The organism is Mediterraneibacter sp. HA8405 (assembly GCF_056148955.1).
In genome coordinates, this window is record NZ_CM148758.1 from 2,055,560 (window position 1) to 2,072,210 (window position 16,651).

16 protein-coding genes are annotated in these 16,651 nt (G+C 46.3%); all 16 read left to right on the plus strand.

Annotation, left to right across the window (positions count from 1 at the left end; all coding sequences use genetic code 11):
* Window position 1: 1 nt before the first annotated feature.
* The 16 genes from AC0QUU_RS09660 (at window position 2) to AC0QUU_RS09735 (ending at window position 16,650) form a co-directional block, all read left to right on the plus strand.
* A complete protein-coding gene (locus tag AC0QUU_RS09660; protein ID WP_474542406.1) occupies window positions 2–1,915 on the plus strand; it encodes a YgiQ family radical SAM protein in 1,914 nt (637 codons plus the stop codon).
* Window positions 1,916–1,920: 5 nt separating this feature from the next.
* Window positions 1,921–2,679, plus strand: coding sequence for an SDR family NAD(P)-dependent oxidoreductase (locus tag AC0QUU_RS09665; RefSeq protein WP_474545557.1), 759 nt, complete (start codon window positions 1,921–1,923; stop codon window positions 2,677–2,679).
* A gap of 60 nt (window positions 2,680–2,739) precedes the next feature.
* The gene (locus tag AC0QUU_RS09670) at window positions 2,740–3,318 is read left to right on the plus strand and encodes a hypothetical protein (protein ID WP_474542407.1); all 579 of its coding nucleotides are present in this window, start codon (window positions 2,740–2,742) and stop codon (window positions 3,316–3,318) included.
* A gap of 72 nt (window positions 3,319–3,390) precedes the next feature.
* A complete protein-coding gene (locus AC0QUU_RS09675) occupies window positions 3,391–4,395 on the plus strand; it encodes a pseudouridine synthase (protein WP_474542408.1) in 1,005 nt (334 codons plus the stop codon).
* Between the two features lies 1 nt (window position 4,396).
* Entirely contained in the window at window positions 4,397–4,945 is a 549-nt protein-coding gene (locus AC0QUU_RS09680) for a Holliday junction resolvase RecU (protein ID WP_474542409.1), read from the plus strand.
* 103 nt (window positions 4,946–5,048) lie between these two features.
* Complete coding sequence (gene hisZ, locus AC0QUU_RS09685; RefSeq protein ID WP_474542411.1) at window positions 5,049–6,296, plus strand: ATP phosphoribosyltransferase regulatory subunit; 1,248 nt, start codon at window positions 5,049–5,051, stop codon at window positions 6,294–6,296.
* Between the two features lie 15 nt (window positions 6,297–6,311).
* Window positions 6,312–6,956 (plus strand): ATP phosphoribosyltransferase, encoded by a 645-nt coding sequence (gene hisG / locus AC0QUU_RS09690; RefSeq protein WP_474542412.1) that lies wholly within the window; start codon window positions 6,312–6,314, stop codon window positions 6,954–6,956.
* A 2-nt stretch (window positions 6,957–6,958) separates the two neighbouring features.
* Window positions 6,959–8,254, plus strand: coding sequence for a histidinol dehydrogenase (gene hisD, locus AC0QUU_RS09695; RefSeq protein WP_474542413.1), 1,296 nt, complete (start codon window positions 6,959–6,961; stop codon window positions 8,252–8,254).
* Between the two features lie 14 nt (window positions 8,255–8,268).
* A complete protein-coding gene (gene hisB / locus AC0QUU_RS09700) occupies window positions 8,269–8,859 on the plus strand; it encodes an imidazoleglycerol-phosphate dehydratase HisB (protein ID WP_474542414.1) in 591 nt (196 codons plus the stop codon).
* Window positions 8,860–8,913: 54 nt separating this feature from the next.
* The gene (hisIE, locus tag AC0QUU_RS09705) at window positions 8,914–10,197 is read left to right on the plus strand and encodes a bifunctional phosphoribosyl-AMP cyclohydrolase/phosphoribosyl-ATP diphosphatase HisIE (RefSeq protein ID WP_474542415.1); all 1,284 of its coding nucleotides are present in this window, start codon (window positions 8,914–8,916) and stop codon (window positions 10,195–10,197) included.
* Between the two features lie 82 nt (window positions 10,198–10,279).
* Window positions 10,280–10,600 (plus strand): hypothetical protein, encoded by a 321-nt coding sequence (locus tag AC0QUU_RS09710; RefSeq protein WP_474542416.1) that lies wholly within the window; start codon window positions 10,280–10,282, stop codon window positions 10,598–10,600.
* 303 nt (window positions 10,601–10,903) lie between these two features.
* On the plus strand, window positions 10,904–12,769 hold the full coding sequence (locus AC0QUU_RS09715; RefSeq protein ID WP_474542417.1) for a TIGR03960 family B12-binding radical SAM protein: 1,866 nt from the start codon (window positions 10,904–10,906) through the stop codon (window positions 12,767–12,769).
* Window positions 12,753–13,484: a TIGR03936 family radical SAM-associated protein gene (locus tag AC0QUU_RS09720; RefSeq protein WP_474542418.1), complete on the plus strand. Its 732-nt coding sequence runs from the start codon at window positions 12,753–12,755 to the stop codon at window positions 13,482–13,484. The genes AC0QUU_RS09715 and AC0QUU_RS09720 overlap by 17 nt, the downstream gene beginning before the upstream one ends.
* A 65-nt stretch (window positions 13,485–13,549) precedes the next feature.
* Window positions 13,550–14,794: a ribonuclease E/G gene (locus AC0QUU_RS09725; protein ID WP_474542419.1), complete on the plus strand. Its 1,245-nt coding sequence runs from the start codon at window positions 13,550–13,552 to the stop codon at window positions 14,792–14,794.
* 177 nt (window positions 14,795–14,971) lie between these two features.
* Window positions 14,972–15,829, plus strand: coding sequence for a hypothetical protein (locus tag AC0QUU_RS09730; protein WP_474542420.1), 858 nt, complete (start codon window positions 14,972–14,974; stop codon window positions 15,827–15,829).
* Entirely contained in the window at window positions 15,817–16,650 is an 834-nt protein-coding gene (locus AC0QUU_RS09735; protein WP_474542421.1) for a hypothetical protein, read from the plus strand. Before AC0QUU_RS09730 ends, AC0QUU_RS09735 begins: the two co-directional genes overlap by 13 nt.
* The last annotated feature ends 1 nt before the right edge of the window (window position 16,651 follow it).

The window sequence follows — 16,651 nt, forward strand, 5'->3', positions numbered from 1 at the left end:
CATGGAACAGACATTTTTGCCCCTGAGCAGGAAGGATATGGAGGCAAGAGGATGGGATCAGGTGGATTTCGCCTATATTATCGGGGACGCCTATGTAGATCATCCTTCTTTTGGACATGCAGTAATCAGCCGGGTGCTGGAATCCCACGGATACCGGGTGGGAATTATCTCCCAGCCCGACTGGAGAAATCCCGCAAGCATTGACGTTTTCGGAAGGCCCCGCCTGGGATTCCTCGTATCAGCCGGCAATATGGATTCCATGGTAAATCATTATTCCGTTTCAAAGAAAAAGAGAAAAACCGATGCCTATACCCCCGGCGGGGAAATGGGAAAACGTCCCGACTATGCCTGTGTGGTTTACGGCAATCTGATCCGTCAGACATACAGAGATGTTCCGGTTATTCTGGGCGGCATTGAAGCCAGCCTGCGCCGGCTTGCCCACTATGATTACTGGTCGGACCGTCTGAAACGTTCGGTGCTTCTGGACTCCGGAGCCGATATCATTTCTTATGGAATGGGAGAGCGCTCCATTGTAGAAATCGCTGAAGCCCTGGACTCCGGCATCTCTGTGAAAGATCTGACTTATCTTGACGGGACTGTTGTCAAAATAAAAAACCGGGAAGATATTTTCGACGCTGAATTCCTGCCCTCCTTTGAAGAGCTGAAACAGTCAAAAAAAGCCTATGCCGAAAGTTTTTACACACAGTACCAGAATACAGATCCCTATACCGGACGCCGGCTGGCAGAACAGTATAACGATCACCTGTATGTGGTACAGAATCCGCCGGCCAAACCGCTCACGCAGACAGAAATGGACGATGTTTACGATCTTCCCTATGCCCGTACTTTTCATCCTTCTTACGAAAAGCTGGGCGGAGTTCCCGCCATCTCTGAGATAAAATTCAGTCTGATCAGCAACAGAGGATGTTTCGGCGGATGCAGTTTCTGTGCCCTTACCTTTCATCAGGGAAGGATTGTACAGACACGAAGCCATGAATCTCTTCTGAAAGAGGCAAAGGCCATGACTGAAGAGATAGATTTCAAAGGTTATATTCATGATGTGGGCGGGCCCACTGCAAACTTCCGGCATCCTTCCTGTGAAAAACAGCTGTCCCGGGGAGTGTGCAGGAACAGACAGTGCCTTTTTCCGAAACCATGCGCCAATCTGAACGCAGATCATTCCGACTATGTTGCTCTGCTGAAAAAACTGCGGGCACTGCCGGGTGTAAAAAAAGTTTTTATCCGCTCCGGAATCCGGTTTGATTATCTCCTGGCTGACAAGAGCAAAGAGTTTCTGCGGGAACTGTGCATGTACCATGTCAGCGGCCAGCTGAAGGTGGCACCGGAACATGTGGCCGCTCCGGTTCTGTCTCTTATGGGGAAGCCGGAACATCAGGTTTATGAATCCTTTGTCCGTGCCTTTGACAAGATGAATCAGTCCATCGGAAAGAAGCAGTATCTTGTTCCTTATCTGATGTCCTCCCATCCCGGCTCTACTTTGAAAGAGGCGGTAAAACTGGCGGAGTACTGCCGGGATCTGGGCTACATGCCGGAACAGGTACAGGATTTTTATCCTACGCCTTCCACACTGTCCACCTGTATGTATTATACCGGTCTGGATCCGCGGACAATGAAACCGGTTTATGTGCCGAAGAATCCTCATGAAAAAGCGATGCAGAGAGCGCTGATTCAGTACCGGAACCCGAAGCTTCGTCCTCTGGTGTACGAAGCTCTGGAGAAAGCCGGAAGAACGGACCTGATCGGATACGGGCCGAAATGCCTGATACGTCCGGAAAACAGGACCGGAAACAGACCTGAAAACAGCGGGCCAGCAGCAGACAGGGACAGAACAGGGCAGAAAAGAACCGGGAAACGGAAAAAGAAAACCATACGAAATATCCACAGAAAGAAGTGAATGAAATGAAGCGGATTGCCGTTGTAACCGGCGCTTCCTCCGGCATGGGCAGAGAGTTTGTAATGCAGCTGAATACATTCTGCCCGGATCTGGAAGAGATCTGGGTTCTGGCCAGAAGACGGAAACGTCTGGAACAGCTGGCGGTTAAGTGTCCGGTTCCTTTACGCATTTTTGAAGGAGATATTACGAAAAAGAAAATCCGGCATTCTCTGAAAACCGCGCTGCAGAATGAAAGACCGGCCATCCGGGTACTGATCAATGCGGCAGGGTTCGGGAAAACCGGAACTGTGGAAGAAATTGCCGCAGAAGAAGAAAATGCGCAGACAGACATGATAAACGTAAACTGCCGCGCTCTGACCGGCATAACAGAAATCTGCCTGCCGTTTCTGCACAGAGGCAGCCGGATTATTAATCTGGCCTCTGCGGCAGCGTTCTGCCCGCAGCCTTCTTTTGCCGTTTATGCCGCAACGAAAGCTTATGTGCTGAGCTTTTCCAGAGCGCTGAACCGAGAACTGAGGAAACGGGGAATTTTTGTAACCGCTGTTTGTCCGGGACCGGTAAATACAGAGTTTTTCCGGATCAGCGGCGGGCCTTCCAGCCCTTTGAAAAAACGTTTTGCAAAAGATGCATCGGCAGTTGTAAAGAAAGCATTAAAAGACAGTCTGGCGAAAAAAGAACTGTCTGTTTACGGAGCAGCCATAAAAGCCGCAAGGCTGGGCGCAAAAATACTTCCCCACAGACTGATTATCCGGCTGTTTGCCTGAACAGGATTTCTGAAAAAGCCGGACCATACCCGGCAATATATGAGAGGATACTGAAAAAGCATGAAAAAAACAGAAAAAGGAACGCCCGGATATCTCTCTTATAAAAAAAGAATCGAGATTATCCGTACCATTATATATTTTGGAATTGTAGCAGCTATTTTTCTTCTGGGTTATTTTCAGACCAAAACCCGGCTGAATCTGTTTACTGTAGCAGCCGTTCTCGGCTGTCTGCCTGCCGCCAAAGCGCTGGTCGGCGTAATCGTCCGCCTTCCTTACCGGTCTGTGGACAAAAAAATCGTATCGGATCTTTCCGAAAAAGCCGGAAATCTTACTGCATGCTACGACCTGGTCTTTACCAGCACGGAGAAAATTATGGCCGTCGACTGCATTGTAGTGTCCGGCAGCACAATTTTCGGTTATACACATTATGCGAAAACCGATCCGGAAGAAACGCAGAAGCATATTAAAAACATTCTGGATGAGAACGGCTTTACCGGATTTACAGTCCGTATTCTCAGAGAATACAAACCCTTTCTGGCAAGAGCAGAAGGCCTGGATCACATTGCCGCTGTAGAAAAAGCCGACACTGTCGCGCAGGATAAAAAAATCTGCGCCATACTTCTGAATGTTTCTCTGTAATTAACATTCCGTAAAATGTTCTTCACCGGTCAGAGAAACACGAAAGGTAAATATCAGAAAAGGAGAGTATGGATGAAAGAACTGACAATCCGTGAAAACGAGGCCGGTCAGCGGCTGGATAAATTTCTGACCAAATACATGAACCGCGCTCCAAAAAGTTTCCTTTACAAAATGCTGCGGAAAAAGAACATTACACTCAATGGAAAAAAAGCGGAAGGCAGAGAAATTCTTGCCCCCGGTGACACGGTAAAACTGTTTCTCTCCGATGATACCATTCACAGCTTTTCGGAACACAAAGAATTTACAGGTCAGGGGCCGGACAGCTCATCTGTCGGAAATCCGCTGAAGCCGGACATAATCTATGAGGACGCGCATACACTTTTTATTAACAAGCCTGTCGGAATGCTTTCCCAGAAAGCCCGGCCTGACGACGTTTCTCTGGTGGAATATCTGACGTCTTATCTTTTGTCCACAGGCCAGATTACGCAGGATGAACTCCGTACCTTTCATCCTGCGGTGTGCAACCGGCTGGACAGAAATACAAGCGGTATTGTGGCTGCCGGAAAATCCCTGGCCGCGCTGCAGAAATTAAGCGCGATGTTCCGGGACAGAAGCATACGCAAATACTATCTGTGCCTTGTCAGTGGAACTGTGGCGCATAAAGCCAGACTAAAAGGATATCTGGAAAAAGATCAACGGACAAACCGTGTGACAGTCAGAAAAGAGGGAGCAGTTCCGGACCATTCCGGGGCCTTTATAGAGACAGAGTACCGTCCGCTCAGATCCGCAGGCGGAACGACTCTCCTTGAAGTTCATCTGATCACCGGGAAAACGCATCAGATCCGGGCGCATCTGGCCGCGGAAGGCCATCCCCTGATCGGGGATTATAAATATGGAGACCGGAAGATAAATGACAGGTTCAAACGCTCCTACGGACTTCAGTCCCAGATGCTCCATTCTTACAGGCTCTGTTTTCCCAGGTGTACCGGCGAACTGGCGCTCCTTTCTGAAAAAGAACTGCTGGCTGACGCGCCGGATCTGTTTGTAAAAATCTGCCGTGACAGGGGAGTGATGTAAGATGGCTACATGGAATTCACGGGGATTGCGGGGATCCACATTGGAAGAACTGATAAACCGGACAAATGAGCGGTATTCGGAAATGGGGCTTGCTCTGATTCAGAAGATTCCTACGCCCATAACTCCGGTAAAAATTGATAAAGAGCATCGACATATTACACTTGCATACTTTGATAAAATCAGTACTGTGGATTATATCGGAGCAGTTCAGGGAATTCCCGTCTGCTTTGACGCAAAAGAATGCAGTGCCGACACCTTTCCGCTTCAGAATATTCATGAACATCAGGTCCGCTTTATGGAGAAGTTCGAACAGCAGGGCGGAATTTCCTTCCTCCTTATATATTATACCGGCAGGGAGGAACTCTATTATATGACCTATACTCAGATCAGAAAATTCTGGGACAGATCTGTAAAAGGAGGACGGAAAAGCTTCCGCTATGACGAGCTGGAACCGGGATGGTTTTTTTCTCTGAAAAACGGATATTTTGTTCCCTATCTGGAATGTCTGCAGCAGGACCTGGACCGCAGAGATTCCTCTTGTGAAGATTAGGAAAACGGGATTGCCGGACAGAGATTGACAGGGAGAGAGAAACTTTGTATAATGACAAAAGGATTTTAACGTGTTAGCACGGTAAAGTGAAGGGAGATTTTCAATGGAACAAAAATTACATACTCCGGAAGGAGTCCGGGATATTTACAGCAAAGAATGTGAAATCAAACTTGCACTGCAGAAAAAATTGAGCACCGTACTTCATTTGTATGGTTATCAGGATATACAGACGCCGACCTTTGAATACTATGACGTTTTCCGAAAAGAAATCGGGTCGATTTCTACCCGTGAACTGTATAAGTTTTTTGACAGAGACGGCAATATTCTGGCATTGCGTCCTGATATTACCCCTTCAGTGGCCCGCGCCGCGGCAACGCTGTTCGAGGGAGAAGATATGCCGATTCGCCTCTGTTATGCAGGTAATACTTTTATTAACCATACAAGCTATCAGGGACGTTTAAAGGAAAACACACAGCTCGGCGCAGAGCTGATCGGTCTGGATTCCATTGAAGCGGACGCCGAGATGCTTGCAATGGTTGTGGATGGACTGAAACAGACCGGACTGAAAGAATTTCAGGTAAACATCGGACATGTAGACTTTATCCAGAGTCTTCTGGAGACAACCGGATTTGAAGAAGAGGAGATGGAGGAACTCCGCACTCTCATTACAAACCGGAATTACTTTGGCGTGGATGAGATTCTGGACAATAAAAACGTAAAGGGAAGTGTAAAAGAAGCATTTCACATTCTTCCTGAGCTGATGGGCGGGCCTGAGATTCTGGAGCAGGCTGCCCGGCTGGCGCCGAATGTAAATGCAAGACTCGCAATTACAAGGCTTCAGCAGATCTACAAACTGCTGAAATTATATCATGCAGAAGATCATATTACTTTTGACCTGAGCATGATCGGAAGCTACGGCTATTATTCCGGCATTATTTTCCGCGCCTATACCTATGGTACGGGAGATGCCGTTGTAAGAGGCGGACGATATGATCATCTTCTGGAAAAATTCGGAAAAAGCACGCCATCCATTGGATTTGCCATTATTGTGGATGAACTGATGAGCGCTCTGAACCGCCAGAAGATCCGGGTTGAGACAAGTTACCGCAATCTGATCGTATATACACAGGCTACAGAAGAGTGGGCGGTCTCTCTTGCCATGAATTTCCGATCGAAAGGCAAAAATATAGAGATCATAAAACGGGAACCGGAAGATGACAGAAAGAAATATGAAGATTATGCCAGAAATTCTTCGATCATGAGCATGCTGTATCTTCAGGATAACTATCAGATTGAAATGCTCAATCTGATTACCGGAGAAGAAAAAACTGTGACTGCAAAAAAACAGTAGAAAAGAGGCTTACTTATGAGATATTTGACATTTGCCCTCACAAAGGGCAGACTTGCCGAAAAGACCCTTGCAATGCTGGAAAAACTGGGTGTTACCTGTGATGAAATGAAGGATAAAAGTTCAAGAAAACTGATCTTCACAAATGAGGAGCTGAAGCTGAAATTTTTCCTTGCCAAAGGCCCTGACGTGCCCACTTACGTAGAATACGGCGCGGCGGATATCGGTGTCGTGGGCAAAGACACGATTATTGAAACCGGGAGAAAAGTACATGAAGTTCTGGACTTAAAGTTCGGGAAATGCAGGATGTGTGTCTGCGGATACGAAGACGCGGCAGAGCTTCTGAAACATCATGAACTGATCCGGGTCGCCACAAAATATCCGAATATCGCAAAAGACTATTTTTACAACAAACGGCATCAGACTGTAGAAATTATTAAAATGAACGGATCTATTGAACTGGCGCCTATCGTAGGTCTGTCTGAAGTTATTGTGGATATTGTGGAAACAGGCTCTACACTGAAAGAAAACGGCCTGGTGGTTCTGGACGAAGTGTGTCCGCTGTCTGCCCGGATGATTGTCAATCCGGTCAGCATGAGAATGGAAAATGACAGGATCCGCGAACTGATCAGCAGCCTGCGGGATCTGCTCAGGGAGGATTAGATATGCATATAGAAAAACTGGACAGCAGTACAAAAAAGAATTTGCTGGAAGATCTCCTCAAAAGGAGCCCCAACAGCTATGGGAAATATGAAGCCAGTGTAAAAGAAATACTGGATAATGTACAGAACAGAAGAGATGAGGCTGTTTTTGCATATACAAAGCAGTTTGACGGAGCGGATATTAATGCTTCCAATATTCAGGTGACAGAGGAGGAGATCAAGGAAGCCTACAGTCTTGTGGACGATTCTCTTCTTGCCGTCATCCGGAAAGCAAAGAAAAATATTGAAGCATACCATGAAAAGCAGCGCCAGTACAGCTGGTTTGACAGCAAACCGGACGGTACGATTCTGGGGCAGAAAGTCACAGCTCTTGCCAGAGTAGGCGTCTATGTGCCCGGAGGCAAGGCCGCTTATCCTTCCTCTGTTCTTATGAATATCATGCCGGCAAAAGTAGCCGGAGTGGAAGAAATTATTATGGTTACCCCTCCCGGAAAAGACGGGAAAGTTACCCCGACTACTCTGGTGGCCGCAAATGAAGCCGGCGCTGATAAAGTCTACAAAGTGGGCGGCGCCCAGGCAATTGCCGCCCTTGCTTTCGGAACAGAAAGCATACCAAAAGTAGATAAAATTGTAGGACCGGGTAATATTTATGTGGCTCTTGCCAAGAAATCCGTTTATGGCTATGTCAGCATTGACTCAGTTGCGGGTCCCAGTGAAATTCTGGTGCTGGCTGATGATACGGCAAATCCCCGCTATGTAGCGGCCGATCTTCTTTCTCAGGCAGAGCATGATGAAATGGCAAGCGCCATTCTGGTGACAACAAGTATGGAACTGGCAGAGAAAGTATCTGCACAGGTGGATGAATTTGTCCGGGAACTCTCCAGAGGTCAGATCATTCAGAAATCTCTGGATAATTATGGACATATTCTGGTAGCGGACACGCTGCAGGACGCGATTGACGCAGCAAATGAAATTGCATCGGAACATCTGGAGATTATGACCGCCAATCCGTTTGATGTAATGACCCGTATCCGGAATGCGGGAGCAATTTTTATCGGCGAGTACTCCAGCGAGCCTCTGGGCGATTATTTTGCGGGACCGAATCATGTGCTGCCGACAAACGGCACCGCAAAGTTTTTCTCCCCGCTCTCTGTAGATGATTTTATCAAGAAATCAAGCATCATTTCTTATTCCAGAGAGGCCCTTGAAGCAATTCACGGAGATATCGAGGCTTTTGCCGAAGCAGAACATCTGACTGCTCATGCCAATTCTATCCGGGTTCGTTTCCCGGAAGAGTAAAAGGAGGTGCCTGTATGGAAAACAGAACTGCAGTCTGCACAAGAAAAACGAAGGAAACGGATATTACGCTGACTCTTTGTCTGGACGGAAACGGAAACAACCAGATTGATACCGGAATCCCGTTTTTTGATCATATGCTGGACGGATTTGCCCGCCACGGACTATTTGACTTAAGTGTAAAAGTAAAGGGAGATCTGGACGTGGACTGCCACCACACAGTAGAAGATACAGGAATTGTACTGGGACAGGCCATCGCAGAGGCGCTGGGAGACAAAGCAGGGATAAAACGATACGGATATTTTATTCTGCCTATGGATGAAACACTGGCGCTGTGCGCGGCAGATCTGTCGGGAAGACCCTATTTTAAGTATGACGCCGCATTTACGGTTCCCAGAATCGGCGGCCTGGATACAGAAATGATACAGGACTTTTTCTATGCTGTTTCTTACAGCGCCTCTATGAATCTGCATCTGAAGATTCTGGACGGCGGAAACAATCACCATATGGCAGAAGCGCTGTTTAAAGCCTTCGGGAAAGCCCTTGACATGGCTTCCTCAGAGGAACCCAGGATAAAAGAAGTGTGGTCTACAAAAGGAACCTTATAGTCTTATATCACAGACGCATGAAGCCGGCCGCACGATAGAGAAGGAGAAATATCAATGAGTTATAAACGACTGACTCCGTGCATTTTTATTGACGGAGGCAAAGCAGTAAAATGGTTTGACGACAGCACAGTTCTGTCCATTGATGTCGTCGGACTGGCCAAACAGTACAGTGACCGGGGAGCCGATGAACTGATTGTCTTTGATTTGTCAGACTCGGACGAAGAACATGACGAAGCCATTGACCTGATTAAAAAGATTAACCGGGTAATCAGTATCCCGATGATTGCGGGAGGAAATATCCGCAGGACAGAAGATGTAAAGAAAATCCTGTATGCAGGAGCAAAAAGAGCGATTCTGAATTTTTCCAAGCCTCTTTCTATTGATCTCATTGAAGAGGTATCCAAACGCTTCGGAAAAGAGCGGATCGCCGTATCACTGAACGATTTTGACGCACTTTTCAAACAGCAGCATCTGATTGAAGAATTCAGTACGGAAATCGTATTTATGCACAGACTTGACCTGGCTTCTGTTATGAATATAACGGAGCTTCCCTGTGTTGTGCTGACTGATACGATGGAGCAGAGTGAAATTCTGAGAATTCTGAAATGCAGCGGCGTTAAAGGCGTATCCGGAATGTTTGTAAGCAGCCTGAATATGGATTTCAATGAATTTAAGGAAATCTGTGCAGACGCAGGCATTCAGATGACTTCCTTTGAAAGTATGATGGATTTCAGTGAATTTAAGCTGAATTCCGACGGACTGATTCCGGTTATTGTTCAGGACTACAAAACAAACGAAGTGCTTATGATGGCTTATATGAACGAAGAGGCTTTTGATAATACGGTCAAGACCGGAAGAATGACTTACTACAGCCGAAGCAGACAGTGTCAGTGGGTAAAAGGAGAAACATCCGGACATTTCCAGTATGTCAAATCCCTTGCCATTGACTGCGACAAGGATACTCTGCTGGCAAAGGTAGACCAGGTAGGAGCTGCCTGTCATACAGGAAACCGTTCCTGCTTCTACACCACAATTGTGGGTGCAGATTACGACGCGAAAAATCCGCTCCAGGTATTCGAATCCGTGTACAGCACAATCGAAGACCGGAGAATCCATCCCAAGGAAGGGTCTTACACAAATTATCTTTTTGAAAAAGGAATTGACAAGATCCTGAAGAAAGTGGGAGAAGAGGCAACTGAAATTGTTATTGCCGCAAAGAATCCGAATCCGGAAGAGATCAAATACGAAATCTCGGATTTCCTCTATCACGCAATGGTGCTTATGGTAGAGCGGGGCGTGACCTGGGAAGACATTACGAACGAGCTGGCAGACCGCTGATATTTTCTGCCTGCAAACAGGACATATCCTGATCGGACGAATCATAAGATATCACAAACAAGTATTATGCGGTGGTATTTTTATGAATGATTCCGAAGCTCGCAGAAGGGAACTGCTCCGGCAGACCCGGAAGCTTTATGATGAAAAAAGAGAGATTCCGGCCATTCATCCCAGATACGGCAGAATATATCAGGATCTGTACAAAGACAATGAAAAACCGGAAGGATCATCCGGCGGCAGCTTTTACATACGGCTTGCAATCGGCATTCTCTGTTTTGTCTGCTTTGTCTATATGGACCAGAGCAAGGTAAAAGTAGCAGATGTAGACAGCAGGGCCATTGTCAACCAGATTGAAAAAAATATGGATGCCGATACAATTAAAGAAGTGTGGAAAGCATTGTAAAGTAAAAAGCGTGTTATACATAGGGAAAATTTTTACCCCATATGTGACACGCTTTATTTATTATAATATATCGGCATTATTGCAGTTGTAATCGGAATTAAACATAACAGCTGATAGGTTGAAAAAACAGGCATATATAGAAAAGAAGTTTGCAGTTATATAAGATGATTACATTTTGACATTTTAAATACCGTATAGTACAATTTATAGGAATTATCGCAAATATTTTCAGCTTTCATATAAAAAGTAAAAAATACAGGACTTTATAGTTGCATAAATCCTACAATCGAAAGGTGTTTTAAAATGAGAAAACTTGCTTTAAGCGATGATATTTTACTGCAGATTGAAAAGCCGGCCCGGTATATCGGCGGAGAAGTCAATTCAGTCATGAAAGACCCGTCAGAGGTAGACATCCGCTTCGCCATGTGCTTCCCGGACGTGTACGAAATCGGTATGTCCCATCTCGGTATTCAGATCCTCTACGATATGTTTAACCGGCGGAAGGATACCTGGTGTGAACGGGTCTATTCTCCATGGACTGACTTAGATAAAATACTGCATGAGAAAAATATCCCTCTTTTTGCCCTGGAATCTCAGGATCCGATACAGGATTTTGATTTTCTCGGCATTACCATTCAGTTTGAGATGTGCTATACAAATATTCTGCAGATCCTGGATCTGAGTCAGATCCCCCTGCATGCATCGGAACGGACGGAGGCAGACCCCATTGTGATCGGAGGCGGTCCCTGTACCTACAATCCGGAGCCGTTGGCAGACTTTTTTGATATCTTTTATATCGGAGAAGGGGAGACTGTTTATGATGAACTTCTGGACGCATACAAGGTCTGGAAAAATTCCGGAAAGAGCCGGAAAGAATTTCTTGAAACAGCGGCACAGATCGAAGGCCTCTATGTGCCCGCCTTTTATGACCCGGAGTACAATACTGACGGTACACTGAAGTCTTTTACACCGAACAACATGCACGCCCCGGACACAGTAAAAAAGCAGGTAGTCATGGATGTGACGGACACATCCTATCCAATGAAACCTGTCGTTCCCTTTATCAAAGCAACCCAGGACCGGGTCGTTCTTGAGATTCAGCGGGGATGTATCCGCGGCTGCCGTTTCTGCCAGGCAGGAATGATATACCGTCCTACAAGAGAGCGGAATGTGGATAAGTTAAAGGAATATGCCCGCACGATGTTGAAAACTACCGGCCACGAAGAAATTTCCCTCAGTTCCCTCAGCTCCAGTGATTATTCTGAACTGAAAGAACTGGTGACATTTCTGATTAATGAATTTAAAGGAAAGGGAATTAATATATCCCTGCCCTCTCTGCGGATCGACGCATTTTCCCTGGATGTAATGAGCAAAGTACAGGATATCCGCAAGAGCAGTCTTACTTTTGCTCCGGAGGCAGGCTCCCAGCGCATGCGAAATGTGATCAACAAAGGGCTTACCGAGGAAGACATCCTGGACGGCGCCGGACAGGCATTTGAAGGCGGCTGGACAAAGGTCAAACTGTATTTTATGCTTGGTCTGCCCACCGAGACAGAGGAAGATATGCGGGAGATAGCCCGGCTTTCTGACCGGGTGGCCCGCAGATATTATGAAATCCCAAAAGACCGGAGAAACGGGAAATGCCAGATCACGGCAAGCTCTTCTTTTTTTGTGCCAAAACCCTTTACTCCATTTCAGTGGGCTTCCATGTGCACTGCAGAGGAATATATGCGAAGAGCAGAAATTGTAAAAGACGAATTTCATGCACAGCTTAACCGGAAAAGCCTGAAATACAACTGGCACGACGCACAGATTACCGTACTGGAAGGCGTTATGGCCCGGGGCGACCGGAAAATAGGAAAAGTTGTAGAAGAAGCATACCGGCTGGGATGTCTGTTTGACTCCTGGACGGAAAGTTTTCACAACGATCTGTGGATGCAGGCTTTTGAAAATACCGGCATTGATCCTGCCTTTTATAACCTGCGGGAAAGAGGAGAGGACGAGCTCTTTCCGTGGGATTTTATCGACACAGGCGTAACCAGAAAATTTCTGCGCAGTGAGTGGGAAAACGCCATGAAAGAAACCGTAACCCCCAACTGCCGTCAGCAGTGTTCCGGCTGCGGTGCCGCGCGTTTCGGAGGAGGTGTCTGCTATGAAGGCAAGAATTAAATTCAGAAAATACGGCGCTCTGCGGTTTATCGGCCATCTGGATGTAATGCGATTTTTCCAGAAGGTAATGAGAAGAGCCGATATTCCCATCGCCTTCACCGGAGGCTACAGTCCCCATATGATTATGTCCTTTGCCAGCCCTCTGGGAATCGGGCTGAGCAGCGACGGGGAATACTTTGATATCGAACTCACCGCCCCCATCAGCAGCAGTGAGGCAATGCGAAGAATGAACAAAGCCTGTGTGGAAGGGATAGAAGTTTTAAGTTTCCGGCAGATTTCAGAAGAAAAGAAAATGACAGGCATGACCATTCTGGCAGCCGCCGACTATCTGGTACAGCCCCATAACCGGCGCTGCATTCTTCCGGAAGACTGGACTTCCCGTTTCGAGGCATTTCTTGCTCAGCCGGAAATCCGGATTATCAAGCAGACAAAGCGAAGCGAAAAGGAAGTGGACATTCGCCCCATGATCTACAGCTGGTCTGTTCAGGATGATACTGTTTATCTGCAGCTTGCGGCAGGCAGCTCACAGAATCTGAAACCGGATCTGGTAATGGAAGCGTTCTGCCGGTATCTGGATCCTGCGGCAGACACATCGGAGGCTCCTGCCGGTCCGGAAGATTTTTCATACCACCGTCTTGAAATGTATGCAGACGCAGGAACAGATACGGAGAAAAAACTGGTTACACTGGAATCTCTCGGAACAGAAATTGAATAATAAATCATAGGCTTCTATATACAGCTTTCTGCCGGAGAAACAGAAAAGAGAAATGAGGACGGGAAATGAAACGAAAGATATTGATTGAAAAAGCGGAAGGACAGATACGGACCTTTCTTCTGGAGGACGGGGATATCGCAGAGATCCACTGCGCAGATGCAGATGGAGACCGGACGGGCGCCCACCGTCTTGGCGATATCTATATCGGAAAGGTAAAAAATATTGTCCCCAATATCGGCGCTGCTTTTGTTGAGATTGAAAACGGAATCAGCTGTTACTATGATATGAAAGATGTCTCTCAGGCTCTTTTTACGAATAAGATCGGAAAAAAGCCGCTCTGCATCGGTGACGAACTGGTTGTACAGATCAGCAAAGAGGCTGTAAAGACAAAGGCACCTACTGTAACCGGCAATATCAGTTTTACCGGAAGATATGCTGTGCTGACCCACGGAAATACAAGAATCGGCGTATCTTCCAAACTTCCGAAAAGCCTGCGGGATGATTATAAAGAAAAGCTGCGTCAATACCAGAACGACAGCTTTGGTATCATTGTCCGGACAAACGCGAAAGATGCTTCCTTTCAGGACGTGCTGGATGAGATCGAGACGCTCCGCAGCGAATATCAGCATATTGCCGCCATCGCTCCCACAAGGACCTGCTTTTCCTGTCTGAAGTCAGCGCCACCTTCTTACATATCAGATCTGAAAAACGTTTATATGGAAGGCATGGAAGAAATTCTGATAGGAGATAAGGAATTGTATACACGGATACACTCCTATTTTGACATGGAAATGCCGGAAAGAAGCGGGCTTCTCCGACTGTATGACGACGCCGGCTTCCCTCTCGGGAAGCTGTACAGCACTGAAACAGCACTGGAAAAAGCTCTGCGTGAAAAGGCCTGGCTGAAAACCGGCGGTTATCTTATTATACAGCCTACAGAAGCTCTTACTGTAATCGATGTAAATTCAGGAAAGAGCATTACAGGAAAAGGGAAAAACGAAGAAGGAATCCTGAAGATCAATCTGGAGGCTGCCAGAGAAGCAGCCCGGCAGATCCGCCTCAGAAACCTCTCCGGCATAATCATTATAGATTTTATCAATATGGACGCAGAGGAAAATGTAGAATGCCTCATGCGGGAATTCCGCACCTGTCTTGCAAAAGACCCGATCCAGACAACACTGGTAGATATTACCCCTCTCAATCTGGTAGAAGTAACACGGAAGAAAGTCCATAAACCACTGTACGAACAGGTAAAAAAGAAAACTGCTGATCAGAGTTATATACAGAACACTTCATCGGATTTATCTTAGCTAAAGATCCGTCCTGATGCCGCGGTATCAGGACGACTTTTTTACATTCTTTTTTCTGATTTCTTTAGTTTTTCTTTATATTTTTCAGAATTTATTCTTTAGTTTTCCATTTTATTCTATCAATAACAAAATGCACGGTTTTATAATATCTGTTTCATACAGGGAGGTGAACAAAACATGTTTATAAAAACTACTGCCGCGCAGATTCGCTTTCTTTTAAAACGAAACGGCGCAATTATAACTTTTTTTATTCTTCTGGCAATGGTACTTTTTAATTTCATTTCAAACGTACTTGTCTTTCAGGGGAAAGATGTAATTGAAATGTATCACCCGATGAAGCTTCTTCTGCTCAGCTGGAATCAGACCTATCTGACGCCGGACCGGACGCTGTTCTTAATCCAGCTGTATCCCCTTCTGGTCGTATGTCCGGCAGGCTTTGCACTGGCTTCGGAACGACAGACCGGTGAAGATATTCTGCTGGCGGCAAAGCTGGGGAATATCCGGTATCGTTTCAGTAAAATACTGGCTGCATTTGCAGTAACAATGATCGTTTTTACGATTCCGTTTCTCATCGAAATTATTCTGAACTGTCTGGCGTTTCCGCTGACTGCAACAGGAGATCTGATGAATCTGAACTGCTATCAGGAGGAATATTTCCGAATGACCGAGAGCTATCTGTTTACAGGATTGTATCAGGTTTCACCGTATATATATGCTCTGGTTCTCACACTTTTATTTGGCATACTTTCCGGCATCCTGGGAGCTTTTACAGCAGCAGTTTCATCCCTGTTCTACATAAAGTTCCGGATTTTGCTGTTTCTTCCCGTATTTGCACTTCTGAATGTTACCATTATGATATCGGACTGGTTCCATATGCAGAATTCGTCTGTTTCGGCCGCCTGGTACAGTTATTTTCTGCTGTTTGCTGACAGTAAAACACTATATGGACCGGTATTTGCTCTCGCCGTTCTTCTGCTTATCCTTCTGACTGCTGCGGGAGCATATATAGGAGGGAGAAAAGATTGCGTACGATAAACAGCCGGATTACAGTCTCCGCAGTAACCGGTATATCAGGCGGAATATATCTTGCTGTGATGTATATGCAGCCTACAGTACTGGGAAATATCGGATTGTCAGATCTGGTCATGCGTCTGAGCGGAAGCAGGGCGCCGGGATTTCCGCTTACTCCTGTAATTTCAGAGCTGCTGTCGCTTACGCTTGTACTGGTTCCCTGTTATGTATTTCAGATTTATATGGGAATCGAGGTTTACCGCAGTTTCTGTACAGCAAGCATCTATATCTTCTCCCGTACACCCAGACGGATCCGATGGTATCTGGGAGAGATAACCAGCCTGGCCGGAGCGGCGCTGCTGTTCCAGGTTATTCTTGTCGTGTCTGCGTCAGCAGCGGCTGCGCTTATGCATCCGTTTTATATAGATAAGGCCGGGGTGGTTCTGGCTGTGTATCATATTATTCTTTATACATTCTGGCTGTTCGCTATGTCGCTTATCATCAATCTGCTTGCTGTTTATCTGGGAAGCAACGCTGCTTTCTTTGTTGTCTGCGGCGCGCAGCTGGTTTTCACATCGCTTTTGATTTTTATTAATATGTTTGAAGAAAACAGGCCTTTTGTAACACGATTTCTTAATCTGAATCCTATGGCTCATCTGGTAATCGGATGGCACAGCAGTGTTGTCCCAATGCTTGACAAAACTGTTCAGGCGCCTTATGAAGGACTTTATTTCGCTGTTTCCTTTCTGGTAACAGCAGGAACTGCTCTGGCGGCGGCTGTGGCAGGGGCCTTTATCGTAAAACATCATGATTTTTTAACAGCAGATTCCGAGGGAGGTGTGTAAT

Coding starts and splice junctions, on each gene's coding strand:
- AC0QUU_RS09715 (WP_474542417.1), top strand. CDS start 10,904: ATGAGAAAACTTGCTTTAAGCGATGATATTTTACTGCAGATTGAAAAG.
- hisIE (WP_474542415.1), top strand. CDS start 8,914: ATGAGTTATAAACGACTGACTCCGTGCATTTTTATTGACGGAGGCAAA.
- hisG (WP_474542412.1), top strand. CDS start 6,312: ATGAGATATTTGACATTTGCCCTCACAAAGGGCAGACTTGCCGAAAAG.
- hisD (WP_474542413.1), top strand. CDS start 6,959: ATGCATATAGAAAAACTGGACAGCAGTACAAAAAAGAATTTGCTGGAA.
- AC0QUU_RS09660 (WP_474542406.1), top strand. CDS start 2: ATGGAACAGACATTTTTGCCCCTGAGCAGGAAGGATATGGAGGCAAGA.
- AC0QUU_RS09680 (WP_474542409.1), top strand. CDS start 4,397: ATGGCTACATGGAATTCACGGGGATTGCGGGGATCCACATTGGAAGAA.
- AC0QUU_RS09670 (WP_474542407.1), top strand. CDS start 2,740: ATGAAAAAAACAGAAAAAGGAACGCCCGGATATCTCTCTTATAAAAAA.
- AC0QUU_RS09710 (WP_474542416.1), top strand. CDS start 10,280: ATGAATGATTCCGAAGCTCGCAGAAGGGAACTGCTCCGGCAGACCCGG.
- AC0QUU_RS09675 (WP_474542408.1), top strand. CDS start 3,391: ATGAAAGAACTGACAATCCGTGAAAACGAGGCCGGTCAGCGGCTGGAT.
- AC0QUU_RS09665 (WP_474545557.1), top strand. CDS start 1,921: ATGAAGCGGATTGCCGTTGTAACCGGCGCTTCCTCCGGCATGGGCAGA.
- hisZ (WP_474542411.1), top strand. CDS start 5,049: ATGGAACAAAAATTACATACTCCGGAAGGAGTCCGGGATATTTACAGC.
- AC0QUU_RS09730 (WP_474542420.1), top strand. CDS start 14,972: ATGTTTATAAAAACTACTGCCGCGCAGATTCGCTTTCTTTTAAAACGA.
- AC0QUU_RS09720 (WP_474542418.1), top strand. CDS start 12,753: ATGAAGGCAAGAATTAAATTCAGAAAATACGGCGCTCTGCGGTTTATC.
- hisB (WP_474542414.1), top strand. CDS start 8,269: ATGGAAAACAGAACTGCAGTCTGCACAAGAAAAACGAAGGAAACGGAT.
- AC0QUU_RS09725 (WP_474542419.1), top strand. CDS start 13,550: ATGAAACGAAAGATATTGATTGAAAAAGCGGAAGGACAGATACGGACC.